24 protein-coding genes and 1 other annotated feature are annotated in these 22983 nt (G+C 36.2%); all 24 genes read left to right on the top strand.

The annotated features are described in order from the left end of the window. Positions 1-94: 94 nt before the first annotated feature. Positions 95-367, top strand: a complete 273-nt coding sequence (locus tag DFR78_RS06110; RefSeq protein WP_158531723.1) for an L-serine ammonia-lyase, iron-sulfur-dependent, subunit alpha — start codon at positions 95-97, stop codon at positions 365-367. Positions 368-380: 13 nt separating this feature from the next. Next, positions 381-1727 (top strand): FAD-dependent oxidoreductase, encoded by a 1347-nt coding sequence (locus DFR78_RS06105; protein ID WP_114457954.1) that lies wholly within the window; start codon positions 381-383, stop codon positions 1725-1727. A gap of 207 nt (positions 1728-1934) precedes the next feature. Next, complete coding sequence (locus DFR78_RS06100) at positions 1935-2345, top strand: DUF134 domain-containing protein (protein WP_114457953.1); 411 nt, start codon at positions 1935-1937, stop codon at positions 2343-2345. 498 nt (positions 2346-2843) lie between these two features. Further along, entirely contained in the window at positions 2844-3407 is a 564-nt protein-coding gene (locus DFR78_RS06090) for a DUF305 domain-containing protein (protein WP_114457951.1), read from the top strand. 26 nt (positions 3408-3433) lie between these two features. Further along, a complete protein-coding gene (locus DFR78_RS06085; protein ID WP_114457959.1) occupies positions 3434-5368 on the top strand; it encodes a copper-translocating P-type ATPase in 1935 nt (644 codons plus the stop codon). Between the two features lie 215 nt (positions 5369-5583). Continuing rightward, positions 5584-7425, top strand: coding sequence for a cation-translocating P-type ATPase (locus DFR78_RS06080; RefSeq protein WP_114457950.1), 1842 nt, complete (start codon positions 5584-5586; stop codon positions 7423-7425). A 65-nt stretch (positions 7426-7490) separates the two neighbouring features. After that, a complete protein-coding gene (locus DFR78_RS06075) occupies positions 7491-7706 on the top strand; it encodes a heavy-metal-associated domain-containing protein (RefSeq protein ID WP_089717549.1) in 216 nt (71 codons plus the stop codon). Between the two features lie 150 nt (positions 7707-7856). Then, positions 7857-8525: a Crp/Fnr family transcriptional regulator gene (locus tag DFR78_RS06070; RefSeq protein WP_114457949.1), complete on the top strand. Its 669-nt coding sequence runs from the start codon at positions 7857-7859 to the stop codon at positions 8523-8525. A 145-nt stretch (positions 8526-8670) separates the two neighbouring features. Next, positions 8671-9318 (top strand): class I SAM-dependent methyltransferase, encoded by a 648-nt coding sequence (locus DFR78_RS06065; protein ID WP_114457948.1) that lies wholly within the window; start codon positions 8671-8673, stop codon positions 9316-9318. Positions 9319-9400: 82 nt separating this feature from the next. Next, positions 9401-9610: a heavy-metal-associated domain-containing protein gene (locus tag DFR78_RS06060; RefSeq protein WP_114457947.1), complete on the top strand. Its 210-nt coding sequence runs from the start codon at positions 9401-9403 to the stop codon at positions 9608-9610. Positions 9611-9679: 69 nt separating this feature from the next. Further along, the gene (locus DFR78_RS06055) at positions 9680-10120 is read left to right on the top strand and encodes a SoxR reducing system RseC family protein (RefSeq protein WP_158531722.1); all 441 of its coding nucleotides are present in this window, start codon (positions 9680-9682) and stop codon (positions 10118-10120) included. 100 nt (positions 10121-10220) lie between these two features. Next, positions 10221-10358, top strand: a complete 138-nt coding sequence (locus DFR78_RS11925) for an LDCC motif putative metal-binding protein (RefSeq protein WP_158531721.1) — start codon at positions 10221-10223, stop codon at positions 10356-10358. A gap of 57 nt (positions 10359-10415) precedes the next feature. Beyond that, positions 10416-12902, top strand: a complete 2487-nt coding sequence (locus DFR78_RS06050; RefSeq protein ID WP_114457946.1) for a heavy metal translocating P-type ATPase — start codon at positions 10416-10418, stop codon at positions 12900-12902. 79 nt (positions 12903-12981) lie between these two features. After that, entirely contained in the window at positions 12982-13257 is a 276-nt protein-coding gene (locus DFR78_RS06045) for a metal-sensitive transcriptional regulator (protein ID WP_114457945.1), read from the top strand. 227 nt (positions 13258-13484) lie between these two features. Next, a complete protein-coding gene (locus DFR78_RS06040; protein WP_114457944.1) occupies positions 13485-13826 on the top strand; it encodes an ABC transporter substrate-binding protein in 342 nt (113 codons plus the stop codon). Next, entirely contained in the window at positions 13783-14286 is a 504-nt protein-coding gene (locus DFR78_RS06035) for an ABC transporter substrate-binding protein (protein ID WP_158531720.1), read from the top strand. The genes DFR78_RS06040 and DFR78_RS06035 overlap by 44 nt, the downstream gene beginning before the upstream one ends. Continuing rightward, positions 14267-14623 (top strand): ABC transporter permease, encoded by a 357-nt coding sequence (locus DFR78_RS06030; RefSeq protein WP_233486997.1) that lies wholly within the window; start codon positions 14267-14269, stop codon positions 14621-14623. Before DFR78_RS06035 ends, DFR78_RS06030 begins: the two co-directional genes overlap by 20 nt. Then, entirely contained in the window at positions 14589-15344 is a 756-nt protein-coding gene (locus tag DFR78_RS06025; RefSeq protein WP_114457941.1) for an ABC transporter permease, read from the top strand. The genes DFR78_RS06030 and DFR78_RS06025 overlap by 35 nt, the downstream gene beginning before the upstream one ends. A 76-nt stretch (positions 15345-15420) precedes the next feature. Then, positions 15421-15716 (top strand) — a binding site (T-box leader). A 78-nt stretch (positions 15717-15794) separates the two neighbouring features. Next, positions 15795-16700 carry a prephenate dehydratase gene (pheA, locus tag DFR78_RS06020; RefSeq protein ID WP_114457940.1) on the top strand — a complete coding sequence of 302 codons (906 nt, stop codon included), beginning with the start codon at positions 15795-15797 and terminating at the stop codon, positions 16698-16700. 752 nt (positions 16701-17452) lie between these two features. Next, entirely contained in the window at positions 17453-18502 is a 1050-nt protein-coding gene (gene aroF, locus DFR78_RS06015; protein ID WP_114457939.1) for a 3-deoxy-7-phosphoheptulonate synthase, read from the top strand. A gap of 38 nt (positions 18503-18540) precedes the next feature. Further along, a complete protein-coding gene (gene aroA, locus DFR78_RS06010) occupies positions 18541-19827 on the top strand; it encodes a 3-phosphoshikimate 1-carboxyvinyltransferase (RefSeq protein ID WP_114457938.1) in 1287 nt (428 codons plus the stop codon). A gap of 15 nt (positions 19828-19842) precedes the next feature. Continuing rightward, positions 19843-20940, top strand: coding sequence for a histidinol-phosphate transaminase (gene hisC / locus DFR78_RS06005; RefSeq protein WP_114457937.1), 1098 nt, complete (start codon positions 19843-19845; stop codon positions 20938-20940). Positions 20941-21061: 121 nt separating this feature from the next. Then, entirely contained in the window at positions 21062-22108 is a 1047-nt protein-coding gene (gene aroF / locus DFR78_RS06000) for a 3-deoxy-7-phosphoheptulonate synthase (protein WP_114457936.1), read from the top strand. Beyond that, the gene (locus tag DFR78_RS05995; RefSeq protein ID WP_114457935.1) at positions 22105-22983 is read left to right on the top strand and encodes a prephenate dehydrogenase/arogenate dehydrogenase family protein; all 879 of its coding nucleotides are present in this window, start codon (positions 22105-22107) and stop codon (positions 22981-22983) included. The genes aroF (DFR78_RS06000) and DFR78_RS05995 overlap by 4 nt, the downstream gene beginning before the upstream one ends.

The raw sequence follows: 22983 nt of genomic DNA, 5'->3' as shown, positions 1-22983 counted from the left end.
AATACAAAAGGCAAGTTAGAGGATATACTGTTGGGCTAACAGGATTTTAAGCCTGTGGAGATGGTGGGTTACCACTTCTAAGAAGCAGGAATCCTTGTGGGCTTGCCCCGAGGAGGGTCAAACCAGTGGAGTTTACTGTGATGGTGCAAAAGGTAGCTGTGCTTTTAAGGCAGCAACTGCTGCTGAACTTGCTGTAAGGCATTTTGAGCTGATGGTGGATGGAGTTGACTGTTATCTTCCTTCCGGATTTATCAGCCGTTCACTTGATAAAACTTTTGAAAACCTGGCAGCCATTTCTCATCCGGATGAGCATTCAGTAAACAATACACTTTTTAAAGTTGTAGAAAACAATTTTGTGGAAAATTAAAGGGGGAGTAAAAATGCGAATTGCTGTAGTTGGAGGTGTTGCAGCTGGAACTAGTGCTGCTGCAAAGGCCAGAAGAGTAGATCCTGACGCAGAGATAGTGCTTTTTGATAAAGGGAATGATATTTCTTATGCTGGATGTGGTCTTCCATATTATATTTCAGGTTTAATTCCGGAGAGAGAACAGCTTATTGTAAATACAGCTGAAAGTTTTAAGGAAAAATATAATGTCGATGTGAGGCTTAAGCATGAAGTTACAGAAATAGATACAATAATCAATATGCTTCACTATAAAAATGTAGATACAGGAGAAGAGGGTGTTGTCGGATATGATAAGCTGATTATTTCAACAGGGGCAAGGCCTGTAAAACCTCCTATTCCCGGTATAGATCTGGATAATATATTTACACTTCGCACAGTAGACAGTGCTGATGAAATCAAAAAAACGGCGCAAAAAGATCAGATCAAAGAGGTTGCTATTATAGGAGCAGGACTGATAGGTCTCGAGATGGCAGAATCATTTTCTAAACTGGGTCTTAAAGTTAAAGTAATAGAGATGCAGCCAAATGTTTTGCCTCAATTTAGTGGAGAAATGGCTGAAATTGTGGAAGAACATCTGCGTAAAAAAGGTGTGGAATTAATTCTGAATGATGGTGTTAAAGAATTTTTAGGTGGACAAAAGGTAGAAAAAGTTATAACTCAAAGCGGCCGAGAAATAAAAGCAGATATGGTTCTTCTGTCAATTGGCGTTAAACCTGAGGTGACACTTGCCGAAAAATCCGGTGTAGAATTGGGAGAAACAGGTGCCATAAAAGTAAATAATCGAATGGAAACCAATATAAAGGATATTTATGCTGCTGGAGACTGTGCAGAATCAACTGATATTGTTAGTGGGGAGTCTGTCTGGGTACCTCTAGGTTCTACTGCAAATAAGCAGGGAAGAGTAGCTGGAGAAAATGCAGCAGGGGGAAATTATGAACATAAAGGTATACAGAAAACAGGAATAACAAAGATTTTTGACTTAACTGCTGCAACGACCGGGTTAAGTGAAAAAGAGGCTAAAGAAAGTGGTTTTGACCCTCTCACTATTAAAATTAAAGATAGCAATCATGCCGGATATTATCCAGGTGTAAGTAAGCTCAATATAAAGGGCGTTTTCGATAAAAAAAGCAGAAGACTTCTTGGGGCTGAAATAATTGGTGGTGAAGGTTCTGATAAAAGGATAGATGTTTTAAGTACAGCCATCTATAGTGAATTAAAGGCTGAAGATCTATTTCAGATTGATCTTGCTTATGCACCTCCATATTCTTCTCCCAAAGATTCTGCAGCAGTTTTGGGAATGGTTGCTGAGAAAAAACTTTAAAAGCTTTAATGATTGTTGGTTAATAATATATAAAATACCAGAAAAGCTTCCTTTGAGGTTATTATTTAATAGAAGCTGCGGACTTGCTCCGCAGTGCGTCAAGATTTTCATTTTAAAACCTGCCTTGAAAGGCAGGTTTTTGTTGTTTTAATATATTTCTGATATAATAAATATAAAAGAAATTTGGTTTAAATAGGAGTGAATATTATGGCTAGACCAATCAAAGATAGATTGATACAGCAGCTTCCAGAAGTAAAGTTTTTTAAACCTGCCGGTGTTCCCGCCCATAAACTGGAGATAGTTGAACTTAATATGGAAGAAGTGGAATCTCTGCGTTTAAAAGATGTTGAAGGATTAACTCAGGCGGAAGCAGCCGAAAAAATGAACGTATCCCGTCCTACTTTCCAGAGAGTTTTAACTTCAGCAAGGCAGAAAGTTGCTGAAGCACTGACATGTGGGAAGGCTCTGCACTTTTCTGGTGGAGACTATAAGCTTATGCGACCAGGACACTGCTGGAGATGTGGAAAAAAATTAAGCCAGTCCGGCAGACACAGGCGGGGACGTCAGGCAAATGGTCAAACAAATAATCTATGTTCTGATTGTGAGGACGAAAATTAGTTAATCCAGTTCAGCAGGTTCCAGCATCTGCTGATAGCTTACGGCACTTGTTGTTTTATCTAAAACAGTCAAGAAAACTCCATCTAAATCTGTGATTTAGGTGGAGAGGTTCTCATTTGGTAGTGAAAAGTCCGGAGCTGCCTCACTCATTTCAGTACCTACCCAGTTTCCAGTACCTACCTCATCTGTGTTACCCTGCTGCCGTCCTGAATAAAGAAAAAAGAAGCAGCTGCAGCAGCAATAATTATAAAAGATATGATTATTTTTTGCTTATATCATTTTCAAAAACTTTTAATACAAAAAATTTGATAAGTAGATACATATTAAAGCCGATAAAAATCTTGAGGATGAAATTTAATTATCTGGATAATATTATTGACAAAATTAAACCTGAGTGTTATACTATGAATAAGATACCCAATAGGGGTATATAAAGAGGTTTTACGGAACTTTGCTTTTAAGTATTACAGTAATATAACACAATAGGAGGTCAATAAAATGAAAAAATATTTAATTGCTACATTAATAATCTTAACTATTATTGCTTCAGGTGCCAATTATGTTTTTGCTCAACCAGGTCCAGGGTTTGGCCCCGGCATGATGGGTATGGGACCTGGCATGATGGAATCAGTTGACAGTGAATATGAATTTTTAGTAAAAATGATACCTCATCATGAGGAAGCAGTCTATAATGCAAAAATATTAAGAGATAATACAAATCGAGAAGAAATGAGAGAATTTGCTGAAGATATTATAGAAGTTCAGACCAGTGAAATTGAAGAAATGGAGAAATATTTAGAGAAATGGTATCCAGATAGAACAAATGATTATGTATACCAGCCAATGATGGGAAATTATGAAGGGTTAACTGGAGAAGAGCTTGACTTTTATTTTCTTGAGGATATGATTTTTCATCATATGGGTGCAGTAATGATGTCACAGCAGTTAATAGTGCGTGGTTTGGATGAACATCAGGAAGTATATCTGCTTGCAAGAAATATCAGAGATAGTCAGCGTCAGGAGATATTTATGATGAGAAACTGGCTTAATAATTGGTATTAATAGAAGAAGATACTGGGGGTAAAAAAATGGATCACCAAAAAATGTTAGAAGACTTTAAAAAACGCTTTAAAATATCGTTGGTAATAACAGTACCTATTTTAATTCTTTCACCTATGATCCAGAACTTTTTTAACTATAGTTTTGACTTTGCAGGAAGTAAATATCTTTTATTTATTCTTTCTACAGTAATTTTCTTTTATGGTGGCTGGCCATTCTTGAGTGGAATGAAAAATGAGTTAGCTGATAAAAGCCCGGGTATGATGACCTTAATTGCTCTGGCAATTTCTGTTGCCTATTTTTACAGTTCAGCAGTTGTCTTTGGTCTGGAAGGTAGATTTTTCTTCTGGGAGCTGGCAACTTTAATTGTAATTATGCTCTTAGGCCACTGGATTGAGATGAGATCAGTTATGGGTGCATCTAACGCTTTAGAAGAACTGGCTAAGCTGATGCCGGATCAGGCTCATAAAATTGTTGATGGAGAAGTTATAGAAATTAAAATAAAAGAGCTTAAAAAAGGTGATCAAGTTCTGGTAAAACCGGGAGAAAAGGTTCCTGCTGATGGTGTGATTTATGAAGGAGATTCTTATATAGATGAATCAATGCTGACAGGTGAGTCAGAACCAGTAGAAAGAGGAAAAGATGAAGAAGTAATCGGTGGTTCGGTTAATGGTGACAGCTCAATTAAAATTAGAATAGAAAAAGCTGGAGATGAAAGTTATTTATCTCAGGTAATAGAGTTGGTTAAAGAATCTCAGGCGGCCAAGTCTAAAACTCAGAATTTTGCTGATAGAGCTGCTTTCTGGCTGACATTAATTGCTATTAGTGCAGGGACAATTACACTTTTTAGCTGGTATTTTATTACTGGTGATTTAGCTTTTTCTATAGAACGAATGGCAACAGTAATGGTTATTACCTGTCCTCATGCTCTAGGACTTGCGATCCCACTGGTAGTTGCGGTTTCTACCACCCTATCTGCCAAAAACGGACTTTTAATCCGCAACCGTACAGCTTTTGAGAATGCCCGCAAAATAGATACAGTATTATTTGATAAAACAGGTACTCTGACAGAAGGAGAATTTGGAGTTGAAGCAGTAGAAACATTTGTAGATGATTATAATGAGCAGGATATTCTGCAAAAAGCAGCTTCTTTAGAACAGGAATCAGAACATCCAATTGCAGCTGGAATTGTAAAAAGAGCAGAAGAAGACGAAGTAGAACTAATTAAAGTCGATGATTTTGAAATAATTAAAGGTAAGGGTGTTATCGGAAAAATTGATGGCAGAGATTTCAAAGCAGTTTCTCCAGGTTATCTGAAAGAAAACGAGATTGAAATACCAGATAGTGCTTTAAAAGAAGGACCATTTACTGAAATCTTTATTTTAGAAGCTGGAAACTTAATCGGTATGATCAGACTGGGAGATCAGATTAGAGAAAGTTCCTATGAGGCAGTACAGAAACTTAAAGATAGAGGAATAAAAGTTACTATGTTGACTGGAGATAATCAGAAAACTGCAGAATATGTAAGTAATGAACTTGGTTTAACTGATTATTTTGCCGAAGTACTACCCGATGAGAAGCAGAAAAAAGTTGAAGAACTGCAGGCTAATGGTGATTTTGTAGCAATGACCGGTGATGGAGTTAATGATGCACCAGCTCTGGCAAAAGCTGATATCGGTATTGCTATCGGTTCAGGTACAGATGTAGCAGCCGAAACAGCAGATATTATTCTGGTAGAAAGTGATCCACTTGATGTTCTTAAGCTGATCGAGTTTGGCAGCTTAACCTATAAGAAGATGATTCAGAATTTATTCTGGGCTACAGGTTATAATGCCTTTGCCATTCCACTGGCAGCAGGTGTGCTGGCAGGTGTTGGAATTATGATTTCTCCAGCAGTTGGTGCAGTACTAATGTCGATGAGTACAGTAATTGTAGCAATTAATGCTAAGATGTTGAAGTTTTAAATTTGATTTAAATATAATGATAAATTTATTAGTTGTTTTCAGACGAAGATAATCAAAAATTAAATATTTATTGATTATAACCTCAGCTAACTTCAAAATTAAATTTTTTTGAAGTTAGCTGAGGTCTTTTTTTGTAAAAAATGATTTATATCATAGCTGACCTCCTGGAAAATAGTTATACTGGTAGTACAAAGGAATCAGGGAGGTTGGTTGAGATGAAAAAGAAATTAAAAATAGTTATTATATCAGGTATTTTAATTACTATAGCCTGGTTGAGTAAATTATTAGATTTTAATCCACTAATTTTTAATACAGCAATGGTGGCAGCGGCAGTAGTTTCCGGTTATCAGGTGGCAGTCAGTGCCTATAACACTCTAAAGATGAAAGTGATCAGTATTAATCTACTTGTAACAATTGCAGCAGTAGGAGCAGTGATTATAGGAGAATACTGGGAGGCAGCAGCTGTTACCTTTCTCTTTGCCTTTGGTTCCTACTTAGAAAGCAGAACAGTAGGAAAGGCCAGAGATGCAATAAGAGATTTAATGGATCTGGCTCCCAATCTGGCTGCAGTTATTAGAGATGGAGAAGAAAAGGAAATAGCTGCTGAAGAGGTAGAAATTGGGGAGAAAGTAATTGTGCGGCCGGGAGAAAAAATACCCGTTGATGGTACTGTAATTAAAGGTAAAAGTGAAGTTAATCAGTCAGCTATTACTGGGGAATCAGTACCGGTCAGCAAAGAAACAGGGGATGAAGTCTTCAGCGGCACTATAAATAAAAATGGCTATCTGGAAATTAAAACTGAAAAGGTTGGAGATGATACCACTTTTGGTAAAATAATAGAGCTGGTAGAAGAGGCTCAGGAAGAAAAAGCTCCTACTCAAAAACTGATGGAGCGTTTTTCTAAATATTATACACCGGGAATTATTCTGCTTTCAATTATTTCTTATTTTATCAGCGGCAGTATCAGACTTTCTCTAACACTGCTTGTTATAGGCTGTCCGGGAGCACTGGTTATCTCAACTCCGATATCTATTGTGGCCGGAATCGGTAATGGAGCCAAAAATGGAATTTTGATCAAGGGAGGTGAATACTTAGAAAAATCAGGAGAAATCGATATGGTTGCCTTTGATAAAACAGGAACTCTAAGTAAGGGAGAAGCAGAAGTTGATCAGATAATAACTTTTGCTAAAAGTGAAGCTGAAGTTTTGAGACTGGCTGCAATCGCTGAATTTAATTCTGAACATCATCTGGCCCGGGCCATCAAAAAGAAAGCCGAAGTTGAACTTAAAGAAAAATTCAATTCTCCAATTAGTTTTGAGACTCATACCGGAAAAGGAATAACTGCTCAAATTGATGGTAAAGAAATTATAATTGGAAACAGCAGGTTATTTAAGGAGCAGGGAATTGATATCAAGCCAGAAATTGAAGAACAAAAAAACAATCTGGAAGAACAGGGTAAAACAGTTGTAGTAATGGCAGAAAATAAACAGATTATAGCTTTAATTTCCATTGCAGATCGACCAAGAGAAAACGCCTATCAGATTGTAGAAAAATTAAAGCGGGTGGGCATCAAAAAAGTAGTAATGTTAACCGGAGATAATGAGAGGATAGCAAAATCGGTTGCTGATGAGCTGCATCTTGATGGTTATAAAGCCGAACTGCTGCCAGAAGATAAGGTTAAGGCAGTGGAGGAATATCAAAGAGAAGGATATAAAGTTGCAATGGTAGGAGATGGAATAAATGATACTCCATCCCTGGTAACAGCCGATATTGGAATTGCAATGGGAGCAGCCGGTACAGATGCTGCAATTGATACAGCAGATATTACTTTAATGGCAGATAACTTAAATAAACTACCATATGCAATTGGACTCAGCAAAGCAGCCAATAGAAATATAAAACAAAATGTTATTTTTGCTGTTTTAATTGTTTTCGCACTGCTGGCAGGTGTTTTAGGTCAGAAAGTATTTCTGGCTTCGGGAATGCTGGTTCACGAGCTGAGTGTTTTAATAGTAATCTTTAATGCTATGCGTCTGTTAAAATATGATGTGGAATAAAAACTAAAAATTTAGACTGATTTTTAAAGAAGAAGTTAAATAATAAAATTTGGAGGTAGAAAAAAATGAAAAAAATTAAACTTTATTTAGAAGAACTGAATTGTCCGGATTGTGCAAATAAGATAGAACAGGTTTTAAATAAAACAGAAGGAGTCAAAAAAGCTGATGTTCATTATACAACCAGTAAGGCTAATGTAGAGTATGATCCTGATAAAATAGATATCGCTGGTCTAAAAAAAGCAGTAGCAAAAACAGGATATCAGGTAGAAAAGACTAAATAGATAATAAAGGGTATCTGTTTTCTCCTTTGAATTTGCTAAATTAAAAAAGCATTAACTGGAGAAAGCAGATATCCAAAATTTATAATTGAGGGTGATAGAATGAAAGTCTGCTCGCAAACCTCGTGGGCTTGCCCCGAGGAGGGTCAAATTATGGATTCCTGTAGTCATGAGGCATGTGTGAGAAAGGTACCTATTTTTTCTGATCTGGATAATGAAAAAATATCTAAATTAAATAGTCTGGTCAAAAATAAAGAATATAAAAGTGGAGAATTAATCTATCTGGAGGGTGAAATTGGGAAAAACATATATATTATTGAGTCCGGCCTGGTTAAATTATATAGAAGTAATGAAGAGGGAAACCAGTATATATTAAGATTGTTAAAAGAAGGAGATTTTTTTGGAGAACTGGTATTATTTAAAGAAGAGCAGTTGAGCAGCAGTGCAGAAGCGGTAGGTGACTGCAGTATCTGTCTACTTCCCAAAAATGAACTGGAAAAATTAATTAAGTTATCATCAGAACTTTCCTATAAACTGCTATCAGCAATTACCAGCCGCTTAACCAAAACAGAAAATAAACTGCAGTCTCTGGCTCTGGAAGATGCAAAAGAAAAAACAATGCGTTTACTGCTGGAGCTGGCTAAGGAAAATGGAATAAAAAAAGAAAATGGAATTTTAATAAATTTACCTCTAAGCCGGGATGGTCTGGCAAATTTGATCGGAACAACTCAGGAAACACTAAGCCGCAAATTATCAGCACTGCAGAAAGAAGGCATTATTTCAATGCAGGGACAGAAAAAAATTTTAATTAAAAATGATTAAAATAATAAATATATTGGATATTATAGAAGTGCTTTCTCATTCTGGAGATAAGCACTTTTTTTCTTGACAGCACTAATCTTGAGTGTTATACTATGATTAAAGATACCATATAGGGGTATATAGAATAAAACAAGGAGTTTTTATTATGAGTGAAAATAATAAAATTAAAAAACGTTATGATCGAATTGCTCCAGTCTATGATTCTTTAGAACTTATCATGGAAAAAGGAAAGATGGGAGACTGGCGCCAGAATATCTGGCAGAAGGTGAGTAAAAAAATTGATCAATCTAAATTGAACAGGAGTGAGATCAAATTATTGGAAGCCGGAGTTGGCAGTGGCAAGAATATTGAATACTACCCGGATGATATTGAAATTTTTGCTATAGATTTTAGTTCCAAAATGATTGAAGAAGCAGAGAAAAAAGCTAAAAAATATAATAAAGAAGTAAAATTGCTGGAGATGGATATTCAGAATCTGGATTTTGAAGATAATTATTTTGATCTGATTGTTACCAGCTGTGTATTCTGCTCGGTACCTGATCCGATAAAAGGTCTAGAAGAATTAAAAAGAGTGCTCAAAGAAGACGGCAGGATAATAATGCTGGAGCATATGCGCAGCCAGAATGAAATTGTAGGCAAAATGATGGACTGGGTTAACTGGGTCAGCCTCTATACCTGGGGAGCCAATATTAACCGCAAAACTATTGAGAATATAGAAAAAGCCGGACTGAAGTTGGTTAAAGTTAATGATCTGATGTCCGATATAGTTAAAGAAATTGAATTAAAAAAGTAATTTAATCTTGACATAAATACTAAGTAATGTTATTATAACTTATACCCCCTACATGTATAATGTATAAAGGAGATGTTAAAAAATGAAAAAAACAATTATTATTGAAGGAATGTCCTGTGAACACTGTGAAATGCATACTAAAGAAGAATTAGAAAAAATTGATGGTGTTATTTCTGCAGAAGCTGATGCTGATCAGGGTCAGGCTGTAGTAGAAATGGGAAAAGAGGTAGCAGAATCGAAGTTAAAAGCTGCTGTTGAAGAGGCTGGTTACAAATATATTAAAACAGTATAAAATTTAAAAAATTTTAATCTATATATACATTGTAGGGGTATATCTTATAAAATGAGGAGGAAAACTCCAATGGAAGAATTAGCTACTGTAGTTAAAAGTAAAAAGAATAAAGCAGAATTGAAAATAGTCAGATACTCTGCCTGCAGCAAATGTGATAAAAGCTGCAGTCTGGCCGGTGATAGTCATGACCAGGATGAGATTGTTTTAGAAGTTGAAGATAAAATTGGAGTTACAGCCGGAGATCAGGTTTTAGTTGAAATGGAAAAAGGGAATCTCCTATTTGCTACTGTTGTTGTTTATGTGATTCCAATATTTTTAATGATAATTGGCTATTTTTTTGGAGTCTGGATGGCATCTTTATTTGGTATAGCGGCAGTAGAATTGGCAGGTATTGCTGGTACTTTTATTTTTTTAATTCTTTCTTTTTTAATAAATAAAATGTTTAATTCTTATCTTGAAAAAATTTCTTCGTTTAAACCGAGAATTAAAAGAGTAATTAATCGAAATTAAATAATAAGCAAAGCTGCACGACATTGTTTTTAGAAGTTTAAATAAAAAATTAATTGTACTCTTAGAATTAATATAGTTTATACTCTGAGGAGGATATAAGATGGTTCAGGATAAAAGCAAAAAAAATTGGTGGCAGAAATTTGTTAACAAACTGGCTTCCGCCAATGAAAAGCAGTATGGAGATGATGTTCCGGACTGTTGTGGAGATGGAAAAACAAAAAAAGAAAATAAAAAGTAGATTTAATTATTTGGATTTTAGATAAAATTTATATAATTTTAATGGAGGTGCAGAATAATGGCTAGTAAGAAAATAACTTTAAAAATAACAGATATGAGCTGTGCCAGCTGTGCTCAAACGGTAGAAAAATCTTTAAACAAAGCAAATGGAGTAAGTGAGGCACAGGTTAATTTTGCTGCTGAAAAAGCATATGTCACTTTTGATCCACAGCAAAACAGCAGAGATAAATTGATTGAGGTTGTTGAAAACAGCGGTTATGGTGTTAAAGAAGAAAAGGCAAAGACTTCTTTTAAGGTAGGTGGAATGACTTGTGCCAGCTGTTCGGCAGCAGTTGAGAAGGCTTTAAATAAAAGTGACGGTGTTTATCAGGCAAATGTTAATATTGCAACTGAAAAGGGTAGTGTTGAATATAATCCAGAAATTTTAAGCAAAAATGACTTTCGAGAAATTGTAAAAAATTCTGGTTATGAGCTGCTCAGTTTTGAAGATGAAGAAACAGACAAAAGTAGTGAGAGTGCTGAGGATGAAATAAGTGATGATCTGAAAAAAGTTAAAGCAGCAAAGAAAAAGATGTGGGGGACCTGGGCTTTTACAATTCCAATCATGCTCTGGATGATTCCAGAGATGTTCTTTGGTGTTGCCTGGCCCAATATGCAGATATTTAATTTAGGAATGATTGTACTGGCTATTCCACCGCTCTTTATTTTTGGCCGCAAAACTTTTGTTACTGCCTATCGAGCGGTCAGCCACGGCAGTGCCAATATGGATGTTTTAATTGCAATGGGTACTGGAGCTGCTTTTATAACCGGCCCGGCTGTGTTTTTTACTCCAATTGCCAATTATGCAGGTGTTTCAGCAATGATTATGGCTTTTCATTTAACCGGACGTTATATAGAAGAAACAGCAAAAGGTAGGGCCTCTCAGGCAATTCGAAAACTGCTGGAACTGGGAGCCAAAACTGCCACAATTATTGAAAATGGAAATGAAAAAGAAGTTGCAATTGAAAATGTACAGCCTGGAGATATTATGCTGATCAAACCAGGAGAAAAAATACCTACTGATGGAGAAATTGTAGAAGGTGAGACGACAGTTGATGAATCAATGGCAACTGGAGAGTCAATGCCTGTTAGAAGAAAAGAGGGAGACGAGGTAATTGGTGCTACAGTTAACCAGAATGGATTGATTAAAGTTAAAGCCACTAAAGTTGGTAAAGACACCTTTCTTTCACAGGTAGTTAAAATGGTAGAGGAAGCTCAGGGAACTAAAGTTCCCATTCAGGAATTTGCTGATAAGATAACAGGAATCTTTGTCCCAACTGTTTTAATTATAGCAGCCTCAACCTTTGTCTTATGGCTGATCTTTCCTGATGCATTAAGAGAAGTTGGTTTCTGGGCACAATCTTTTCTGCCCTGGGTTGATCCTACTCTAGGAACATTTACCCTGGCAATTTTTGCAACAATTGCTGTTTTAGTTATTGCCTGCCCCTGTGCTTTGGGACTGGCAACGCCAACTGCGCTGATGGTTGGAAGTGGAATTGGCGCTGAAAATGGAGTTTTAATCCGTAAAGGAGAGGCAATCCAGACTATGAAAGATGTACACACAATTGTTTTTGATAAAACGGGAACCATTACCAAAGGTAAACCTGAGGTAACTGATATAACTGCAGCTCCAGACAGCAGTGATCAGGAATTGCTGCAGCTGGCTGCAAGTGTAGAAGCAGGCTCTGAGCATCCCCTGGGAGAGGCAATAGTTAGAGGAGCTAAGGACAGAGAAATTGAATTAAAAGAAATTAAAAACTTTAATTCTGTGACCGGTAAAGGAGTTAAAGCAGAAGTTGATGGTAAAGAAGTACTTGTCGGCAGCAGAAAATTAATGGAATCTTCTGAGATAGATACTTCGGATTTTGAAGATGAATTAAAGAGGTTAGAAAATGAAGCTAAAACTGCAATGATGGCTGCAGCTGATGGTAAAATGCTGGGAATAGTTGCTGTGGCAGATGCTCTAAAAGAAGATTCGATTCAGGCAATTGCTGAACTTAAAAAACTGGGCTTGGAAACAGCAATGATCACTGGAGATAATCAGAGAACAGCTGAAGCAATAGCAAAAGAAGTAGGAATTGATCATGTAGTTGCCGAAGTTATGCCTGATGGTAAGGTAGATAAGGTAAAAGAATTACAGTCTGAATTTGGAGTTATAGCTATGGTTGGTGATGGAATCAATGATGCACCGGCTTTAACTCAGGCAAATGTTGGAATAGCAATTGGTACCGGTACAGATATTGCAATTGAATCTTCAGATATTACCCTTGTACGAGGAGATTTATCTTCTGTGATTACTGCAGTTAAACTTTCCCGGGCAACATTTAAGAAGATCAAGCAGAATTTATTCTGGGCTTTCTTTTACAATTTGATTGCAATTCCGATTGCAATTATGGGATTGTTACACCCTGTTATTGCTGAAATGGCAATGGCTACAAGTTCAATTAGTGTTGTTACAAATGCCAATCTCTTAAGGCGCGAAAATGTACAGGCGGATTATAAATAAATGAATACAGGTACAGTCAGCTTTATGAGCTGATTAAAATTATCAAATGAGAGTGTTGAGAAGTGAGAGGAGGGATTGGATGAATTCTTTATGTGAACTGGATAAAAAAGAACTAACAAATCGCTTAAGAAAAATAGAAGGACAGGTTCGCGGCCTGCAGCGGATGGTAGATGAAGAAAAATACTGTGTTGATATTTTACATCAGATCAATGCGGTTCAGGGAGGACTCAAAAAAGTTGGTCTTAAAATCCTTGATAAACATGTTCACGGGTGTGTTCAGAGAGCAGTTAAAAATGAAGAAGGAGACGAAATTATTGATGAGTTAATGGAAGTACTGGCCAAATTCACTGATTGATTAAAAATTAATTTAAAAATTATCTCGATATAATATAAAAAATACAGTCAGGGCTTTTGCCCTGGCTTTTTAAATTTATTTAAAACAGCAAAAATATTTTAAATAAAAAGGAATCTCACGATTTCTATTGAATTATATCAAAACATAGATTGATTAAAATATTAAGAATATTTAGAAGTGGAGTAATTTTGTTATTTTATTAATTCAACTAAGGAGAGGAGCTAGAAATGAGAAGAAAATTCAATTATTTAGTTGTCTGTTCGATTATTGGGGTTTTATTGTTGATGAGTTTTTCTACATCAGTACTGGCAGAAGAAAAGGAGGTTGTTGCACAGGGAGTTGACGCAACAACGATGATTCCCTGTATGGAATCAATAACTTCAACCAGTAATATTCTGGAAAATATGTATGATACCCTGGTTTGGAGAGACGAGGATCTTAATTTAATTCCTGCACTTGCAACAGACTGGGAAAATGTTGATGAACTCACCTGGGATTTTTATCTTCGTGATGATGTTTACTGGCATGATGGAGAAAAGTTTACTGCACATAAAGTTTACTGCACATGATGTAAAATACACTATTGATAGAATTCTGGATCCTGAAGTTGGATCACAGTTTGCTCCCTATCATTCTATGGTAGAGAAAGTAGAAGTTCTTGATGATTATAAAGTTAGGTTTATTACTAAAGAACCGCATCCACTGCTGCTGGCCAGGTTATCCATGACACAAATACTGGCAGAACACTATATGAATAAACATTCTGAAGAATATTTAGCCAGCCATCCGATGGGAACAGGACCATTTAAATTTGTTAAATGGGATAGAGATGAAAGAATAGTTATGGAAAAAAATCCTGATCACTGGCGTGGAGAACCGGAAATTGACCGCCTTGTATTTAGATCTATTCCAGAACCAAGTACAAGAATTGCAGAACTAGTGACAGGGAATGTAGATATAATTAATAATGCCTGGACTTACACTCGGATTTTTTACAACAGCACCTTTAATGAGATTAATGCGTTCTAGTATGTTAGAAGTTTTAAATAAAGATTATGTTCGTACAGCCAGAGCAAAAGGCCTTACAAATAAGATAGTTATCTTTAAACATGCTCTGCGCAATGCTGCTATTCCTGCCATTACCGTTTTTGGTATGCAGATTGGAGTAATGCTTGGAGGAGCGGTTTTAACAGAAACGATATTCTCATGGCCCGGAATGGGGAGATTTGTTGTTCAGGCAATTTACAATCGGGATTTCCCAACTATAAGAGCTTCTGTTATTGTTTTTGCTGTACTGATTATTATAGTAAATTTCTTAACAGATTTATCTTATGTTTTTCTCAATCCACAAATTAGATATGACTAAAGGTCAGGAGGGGAATCTTAAATATGAAAAACTTTGGCATAACTTAAAAGGGAATTATTCTGCAATAATTAGTATTCTCTTTATAATACTTTTAATAACATCAGCTGTATTTTCCAAACAAATAGCACCTCATGATCCTATGTCTCAGGATTTAATGACCAGATTAAAACCTCCGTTCTGGATGGAGGGAGGAAGTCTTGAATACCCACTTGGAACCGATCATTTGGGCAGGGATCTCTTCAGCTGGCTGATATATGGGGCAAGGATTTCGCTTGTTATCAGTTTTTTAGCAGTAGTTTTATCAGGTGTTTTTGGGGGAATTTTGGGTTTGTTTGCAGGTTATTATGGTGGACTGGTCAGAAGTGAAGTTTTGAATATAAAAAGTTCACAGTTTGTGGAAGCAGCAAAAGCAATTGGTGTTAGTGATATTGGTGTAATATTTAAACATATTGCTCCCAATGTTATTAATTCATTAATTATACTTGCCACTTTAAGAACGGCCAGTGTAGTTTTGCTGGAATCAGCACTGTCATTTTTAGGACTGGGAATACAGGAAATGCCGACATGGGGAGTTGCTCTAGCCAATGGCAGACATTATCTTAATAATGCATGGTGGCTTGCGACTTTTTCTGGTCTTTCTATCTTTTTTACCATCCTTTCTGTTAATCTGGTAGGAGACTGGCTTAGAGATGTATCAGATCCATATCTGCGTAATTTATAAAATAAGCACCGGAATTTATCCGTTTTTTCTTGACATTAAGAATATTTTAATATAAACTAATAAAAAATTAAGATAAATAAAAGCACTGATCAGGTAAAGTAACTGAAATAATTTATTTCAGCGAGCTGGTGATAGTGAGAGTCCGGTAATGATTAATTTAGTGAAGTTCCCCTGTAAGCTGGCAGCCGAACAAAAAAGTAAGCTGTCCCGGTAGTCTGCCGTTATTCTGACAGGTTATTGAAATGAATTTTCATTTCAGGCATGTTATTTTTAGCTTTAAATGATTTTGATGATAATCTATTTCTGTAACTCAATAAGTGGGCTTTTTAGCCAAAAAGATTGGTACCACGGGATTTTAACCCTCGTTCTTTAGTAGGAACGGGGGTTTTTTGCATTTAATTATAGCTTATCACAAAGACTTTAAATCATTTTAAAAGGAGAGTGTAAAAAATGAAGAAAAAATGTGCATATCTTGGGCCGCCGGGAACTTTTAGTGAACTTGCAGTTATTAATTACTGTACTGGTAAAGATGAAGAAATTATTCCATATGATTCCATACGGGAGCTGGTTGAAGCCGTAAATAAAAATGAGGTTGATATTGCATTACTTCCTCTGGAAAACTCACTGGAAGGTTCTGTCAACATAAGTCTTGATTTACTTTTTGAAAATGAAGGAGTAGAGATTTTAAAAGAGCTGGTTTTACCAATAGAACATTTTCTGCTTACACCAGAAAAGAAAAGTATAACAGAAATAAAGACGGTGTACAGTCATCCACAGGCAATTGCTCAGTCCGAAAAATTTTTGAGCAGTAAAATGCCTCAGGCAAAGCTGCTTTCTACAGAAAGCACCGCTGCGGCAGCAAAAAAAGTTGCGGAAGATAAAAAAGGAGCAGCCATAGGATCATTTAGACTGGCAGAAATATATGATTTAGAAATCACAGCCTCCAACCTGGAAGGAGAACTGCCCAATACGACACGATTTGTAATTATCGGGAGAAGCAAAAAATTTGTATCATCTCAAAATAATACTGATGCTGGGCAGAAAAAAAGATGCAAAACTTCTATTATATGTACACCGAAAAAAAATAGAGCAGGTGTTCTTCATGATATTCTGGGGGAATTTGCCAGAAGAGAAATTGATTTAAGCAGGATTGAATCAAGACCGACCAGAAAAAAACTGGGAGAATATATGTTTTATATAGATCTGGCTGGTAATTTGGAGGATAAAAATTTAAAAAAATCACTTAAAGAAGTAGAAAAAAAGTCAGGATATTTTCGTATTCTGGGAAGTTATCAGGTAGTTAAATTACTTTCACAAAAAGAAAAGAAATTAAAGAAAACTGAGGTGCTGCAGTGATGTGATAGTTATTTTAAAATCAAAGTTAAATAAAATAAAAATTTAATATTATGAGGGCACAGAGATAAATGGTAAATAACAGGAGTTTCCCCAAAATTTATTTTCAAGCTGCAAAAAGGGGGCTTTAGTCATCAACGAAATTTTTAGATTTATCTAAAACTCAATTCGGGTGTGAAATAGGGCACACTAATCAATGAGTCCTCCTGACTCATGATTAGCTCACTCCATCCTGCAGTTCAACCCTATTTTTTCCTTCATTTCGTTAAGATTCATTGACTAAAAATTTCAATATTCCTGCATCTCCCCTTTTTGCAGCAGTATATAAAAAATGGGGAAAGTTCAGGTAAATAATTGTTGACAAAAGCTAATTTTACTGCTATAATACCATTTAATATAATATATCTCAGAAAAACAGTGAATGGGGACCAAGTAAGCACAGGCTGAATTACACCCCATGAGTTGCCAGCTGAAATAATAGTAAGCTAGGCCGTAGACCGTCGTTATCCGGTGAGGAAGTGTTGGCTTCCAGTAGAGATAATCTTTATTAATTGCTTAAACTTTAATTAATGAGATTAATGCAGGTGGTACCGCGATATAGTCGCCCTGAATTGGGGCGATTTTTTGTATTTAGTGAGAAAAATGAGTTAGAGATAATAACCTTTTTGTGGGAGAACCAAAATATATAATGACAAATAGGTACTTTTAAATTATAAGATTTTTAAATAATAAAAATATGAGAGGAGTTTATATATATGATTGCAGTGCTGAAGAGAAATGCTGGACAGGAAGATAAGGAAAAAGTTATTAGGGTAATAAAAGAAGAGAATTTTGATGTTCATCCCATACAGGGAGTGGAGAAAACAATAATAGGTGTGCTGGGAAATCAAAATAATAGAACAAAGTTAAAAGAAAAACTGATGACAATGAGCTGTGTGGAAAAGGTTGTTTTAATACTTGATCCATATAAGCTGACAAGCTGGAATTTTAAACAGGAAAAGACAGTTATTGATCTGGGAGATGATGTAAAGATAGGTGGAAGTGAGTTAACTATTATGGCAGGGCCCTGTTCAGTAGAAAGTAGAGAACAGCTTTTAAAAACTGCAGAAATTGTAAAAACTGGTGGAGCAAAAATACTGAGGGGTGGTGCATTTAAACCGAGAACTTCTCCTTATTCTTTTCAGGGGCTGGGTGAAGAGGGTCTAAAAATTTTGTCAGAGGCCAGAGAAAAAACTGGTCTAAAGATTATAACCGAACTGATGGATATAGAACATATTGATGTTGTCTGTCAGTATACCGATATTATTCAGATAGGAGCCAGAAATATGCAGAATTATTCTCTGCTCAAGGAAATAGGTAAACTGAATAAACCGGTTATGTTAAAACGGGGAATGGCAGCCACAATTAAAGAGTGGCTTTTAGCAGCAGAATATATAATGAATGAAGGTAATCATAATGTGATTTTATGTGAGAGAGGGGTCCGAACATTTGGTGAAGAAACAAGAAACACCATGGATTTGAGCTCAATACCACTTGTACAGCAGTTAAGTCACCTGCCGGTAATTGCAGATCCCAGTCATGGAACAGGACGATGGGAGCTGGTAACTCCTGTGGCAAGGGCAGCTGCTGCAGTTGGAGCAGATGGAATTATGGTAGAAGTTCATCCTGAGCCAGAAAATGCACTGTCAGATGGTCCTCAATCTCTTAAACCAGAAAAATATTATTCTATGATGGTCGAAATTGCAGCTATTTCTAAAACACTGTACAGCTTTGAATCCAGTGAGAAAAAAATAGCTTATGTATAATAAGATTACAGGACAGCGAAAGGGGTTGAAAGAAGCAGATGGATTTAAAAATTGAACCCAAAAAGAAAATTAAAGGAGAAGTTAATGTGCCGGGAGATAAATCTATCTCACACAGAGCATTAATTTTAGCTTCAATAGCCGAAGGGGATAGTAAAATAACAGGTCTGCTTGAGGCAGAAGACTGCCTGAGCACAATGAATATCATGAGGAAACTTGGAGTAGAGGTAATAAAGAAATCTAAAGGAGAGTATACAGTAAAAGGAAAGGGAATAGAAGGTCTTAAAGAAGCAGATGATGTACTTGACTGTGGGAATTCTGGTACATCTATGAGGCTGCTTACAGGGCTTCTTTCCTCACAGAACTTTTATTCTGTACTGACAGGAGATCATTCTCTGCGCAGGAGACCTATGCAGAGGATTATAGGCCCACTTACAAAAATGGGAGCTGAGATTTTTTCGCGTCGAGGTGGACTGGCACCTCTGAGCATAAAGGGTCAAAAATTAAGCGGAATAAAATATAAACTTCCGGTCGCAAGTGCTCAGCTTAAATCTTCACTTCTGCTTGCTGCACTTCAATCTGAAGAAGAAACTGTAATTATTGAACCAGCAGTATCAAGAGATCATACAGAGAGAATGCTTAAAAATACAGGAGTAGATTTAGAAATAGGTAGTGGTAAAATCATCCTTAAAAAATCAAAAAAGAGGAAGCTTAATCCTTTTAATATAAAAATTCCGGGTGATATATCATCAGCTGCTTTCTTTATAACAGCTGCTCTGACAGCAGAAGAAGGAGAACTTCTGCTGAAAAATGTCGGAATTAATTACAGCAGAAGCGGATTCCTGGAAGTTGTAGAAGATATGGGTGGAGATATAGAACTTCTCAATGTAAGAGAAGAAGCTGGAGAACCGACTGCAGATATTCTTGTCAGATCCTCACAGCTAAAAGCAGCAGAAATATCCGGAGATATAATACCACGGCTGATAGATGAAATACCGCTTATAGCTGTTCTGGCTGTATCAGCAGAGGGAAAAACAGTAATCAGAGATGCTGAAGAACTGCGTGTTAAAGAAACAGATAGGATTAGTGCGGTAGTTAATGAATTCAGAAAACTCGGCATCAGTATTGAAGAGTTTGAAGATGGCATGGCAGTTGATGGACCAGCCTGCATATCAGGTGGAAAAACACTTGAGAGTCATCATGACCACAGAATAGCAATGTCTTTGGCAGTGTTAGCTTTAAAAACAGAATCTGCAGTTACTATAAATGGAAGTGAAATAATAAACACATCATTTCCCGGTTTTGCAGAACTGTTAAAATCAATTTAATCAGGAGGTAAAAAAATGAGCAGAATAGCAGATGGAGTCTGTAAGGGGATAAAAAATATGAATCGCTATCAGGCAGGAAAAGGTATAGATGAGGTAAAGAAAATGTACGGGCTGGAGAGAATAATTAAACTTGCCTCTAATGAGAATCCTTATGGTCCGGCCAGAGAAGTGATTAATTCAATTAAGGATAATGCAGCTAATATTAATTTTTATCCCGATTCAGACAGCAGAGATTTAAAAAATGCCTTAAGCAATTTTTATAATATTGAAGAAGAAAAAATATTTATTGGAAATGGTTCTGATGAAATACTGGATCTTCTGCTGACATTATTTATAAATCCAGGAGATGAAGCAGTACAGGCAGATCCGTCATTTATTAAATATGAACTTTCAGTTAGAGCAAGAGATGGAATCAGTGTCAAAGTACCGCTGACAGAGGATTATAAACATGATTTAGAAGCAATGAAAAACAAGGTGGGCGTAAGGACAAAAGTCTTTTTTCTCTGCAATCCTAATAATCCAACCGGGACAGTTGTGCCGAGCTCAGAAATAAAAAAACTGCTGGATGAGCTGCCCGAAAATGTATTGCTGATAGTTGATCAGGCATATTATGAATATGTGGAGTCCGATGATTATTTTGATGGCACTGATCTGCTGGATAAATATCCCAACCTTTTTATATTAAGGACATTTTCTAAAATTTATGGAATGGCCGGGATGAGAGTAGGTTATGGTTTTGGCAGTCCAGAAATAGTTGATTATCTAAATCGTCTGCGCAGCCCCTTTAATGTAAATCTGCTTTCTCAAAAAGCAGCTCTGACAGCTCTGGAGGCACAGGAACATGTGGGAAGATGCAGAGATATGAATAAAAAGGAAAAAAAATATCTTTACAGTGAACTGGAAAAAATGGGGCTTGATTATATAGAAACAGAAACTAATTTTATGATGATAAATGCAGAAAAAGATTCTGATGCAGTATTTAAAGAACTGATGAAAAGAGGAGTAATAGTTCGCTCAGGAAGTGGACTGGGAATGGAAAGCTGGATCAGAGTAACAATTGGCTGTCATGAGGAAAATAAAATACTGATAGAAAAGCTGAAAGAAGTTGTCTAAAAGCCAGGAATAATATTAGAAATATTAATAATAAATGTTAAAAATATCAAAATAATGAAATATAAGCTGACATTAGAAAATGAGAAGTATAACTAGCGATAATCTAAAAGGGGGGTTCTAAATGATTGCAGTTTTAAAATCAGGGGAATCAAAAAAATGCTTTGAAAAAGTTAAAAAGGTTATAAGAGATGCAGATTATGATATTCATGTTTCCAAAGGGGTAGAAAAGACAATTATAGGACTTGTTGGTGACAGAGATAATAGAGAGGATCTGCGAGATAAGCTCCTTACTTTTGACTGTGTAGAAAAAGTAATACTTATTCTGGATCCATATAAACTTGTTGGCTGGGATTTTAAGCCCAAAAAAACAGTGATTGATCTTGGTGATGGAGTAAAAATTGGTGGAGAAGAATTAACTGTAATGGCAGGCCCATGTTCAGTAGAAAGCAGAGAACAGATAATTAAAACAGCGCAGATAGTAAAAAAAGGTGGTGCAAGTATACTGCGGGGTGGAGCATTTAAGCCGAGAACATCACCATATTCTTTTCAGGGATTGGGAGAGGTTGGTCTTAAATACCTGGCAGAAGCCAGAGAAAAAACAGGTCTAAAGATAGTGACAGAATTAATGGATTTAGAACATATTGATCTCCTCAGAGAATATACGGATATCATTCAGATAGGTGCCAGAAATATGCAGAACTACCCCCTTCTCAAAGCAGTAGGAAAACTTGATAAAGCAGTAATGTTGAAACGGGGAATGTCAGCCACAATTAAAGAGTGGCTTCTAGCAGCAGAATACATTATGTCTGAGGGTAATCAGCAGGTGATACTCTGTGAAAGAGGTATTAGAAGTTTTGGTGAAGAAACCAGAAATACCCTGGATTTAAGTTCTATTCCTCTTGTCAAACAGCAGAGTCATCTTCCAATTATTGTTGATCCAAGCCACGGTACAGGAAGATGGCAGCTGGTTACTTCAATGGCCAGGGCAGCAGTAGCTGGAGGAGCAGATGGGCTGATGGTAGAAGTTCATCCTGAACCAGAAAAAGCACTTTCAGATGGTCCACAGTCCCTAAAACCGGAGAATTTTCAACTTTTAATGGAGGAAGTAGCTGTTATTCATCAATCTCTAAAAAGATTTAAAAAGAGAGAAAGGATGAAAAAACATTGAAGGAATTCAGAGAAACAGCAGTTTTAGGTGTTGGACTGATTGGAGGGTCACTTGCTGCAGCTTTTAGAAAAAAATCTATTTCAGAGAAAATTATTGGGATAGATATAGATGAAGAAAATCTGCTCAGGGCAAAAAAAATGAACATTATAGATGAAGGATATACTGAAATAGGTAGCAATCTTAATAATTCTGATTTGATTATACTGGCTGCTCCAATTTTTAATATACTTGGTATTCTGGATAAATTACCTTATTCTAAAGAGACCAGGCAAATAATAATTGATACAGGCAGCACCAAAAAAGAGATTTTAAAAAAAGCTGAAAATAAATTTTCAGGACAGGAAAATAGATTTTTTATTGGTGGACATCCAATGGCCGGCTCGGAAAAATCAGGTGTAAAATTTGCTGATCCAGAACTTTTTGTAGAAGCACCGTTTATATTAACTCCAGCTGCAGATACAGACAGGAAGATAGTAGAAAAAATTAAAAATGTGTTAAAAAAAATTGGCTGCAGAGTCTATATTATAGATGCTGAAGAACATGATAGATGTGCTGCTGTATTAAGTCATCTTCCCCACCTTGTTTCTGCTGTTCTTCTTAATACAGCCTGCAGTGAGAGAGAAAAAGAAAAATTATACAGACTGGCCGGAAGTGGTTTTTATGATATGACAAGAATTGCTGGTGGAAGTCCTGAACTCTGGCAGGATATTTTCTGGACAAATAGAGATAATTTAGAAGATGTGCTGGGAAAATATATTAAAAATCTTGAAAATATAAAAGAAAAGCTTAGTAAAAATGATAAAAACGGAGTTTTTGAGATTTTAAAACAGGGTGCTGAAAATAAAATTTTTGTCAGCAGAGAAGGGAAGGATTGA

Source organism: Halanaerobium sp. MA284_MarDTE_T2 (assembly GCF_003337245.1).
Lineage (GTDB): Bacteria > Bacillota > Halanaerobiia > Halanaerobiales > Halanaerobiaceae > QPJE01.
This window is presented reverse-complemented; position numbering and strand designations above follow the sequence as displayed.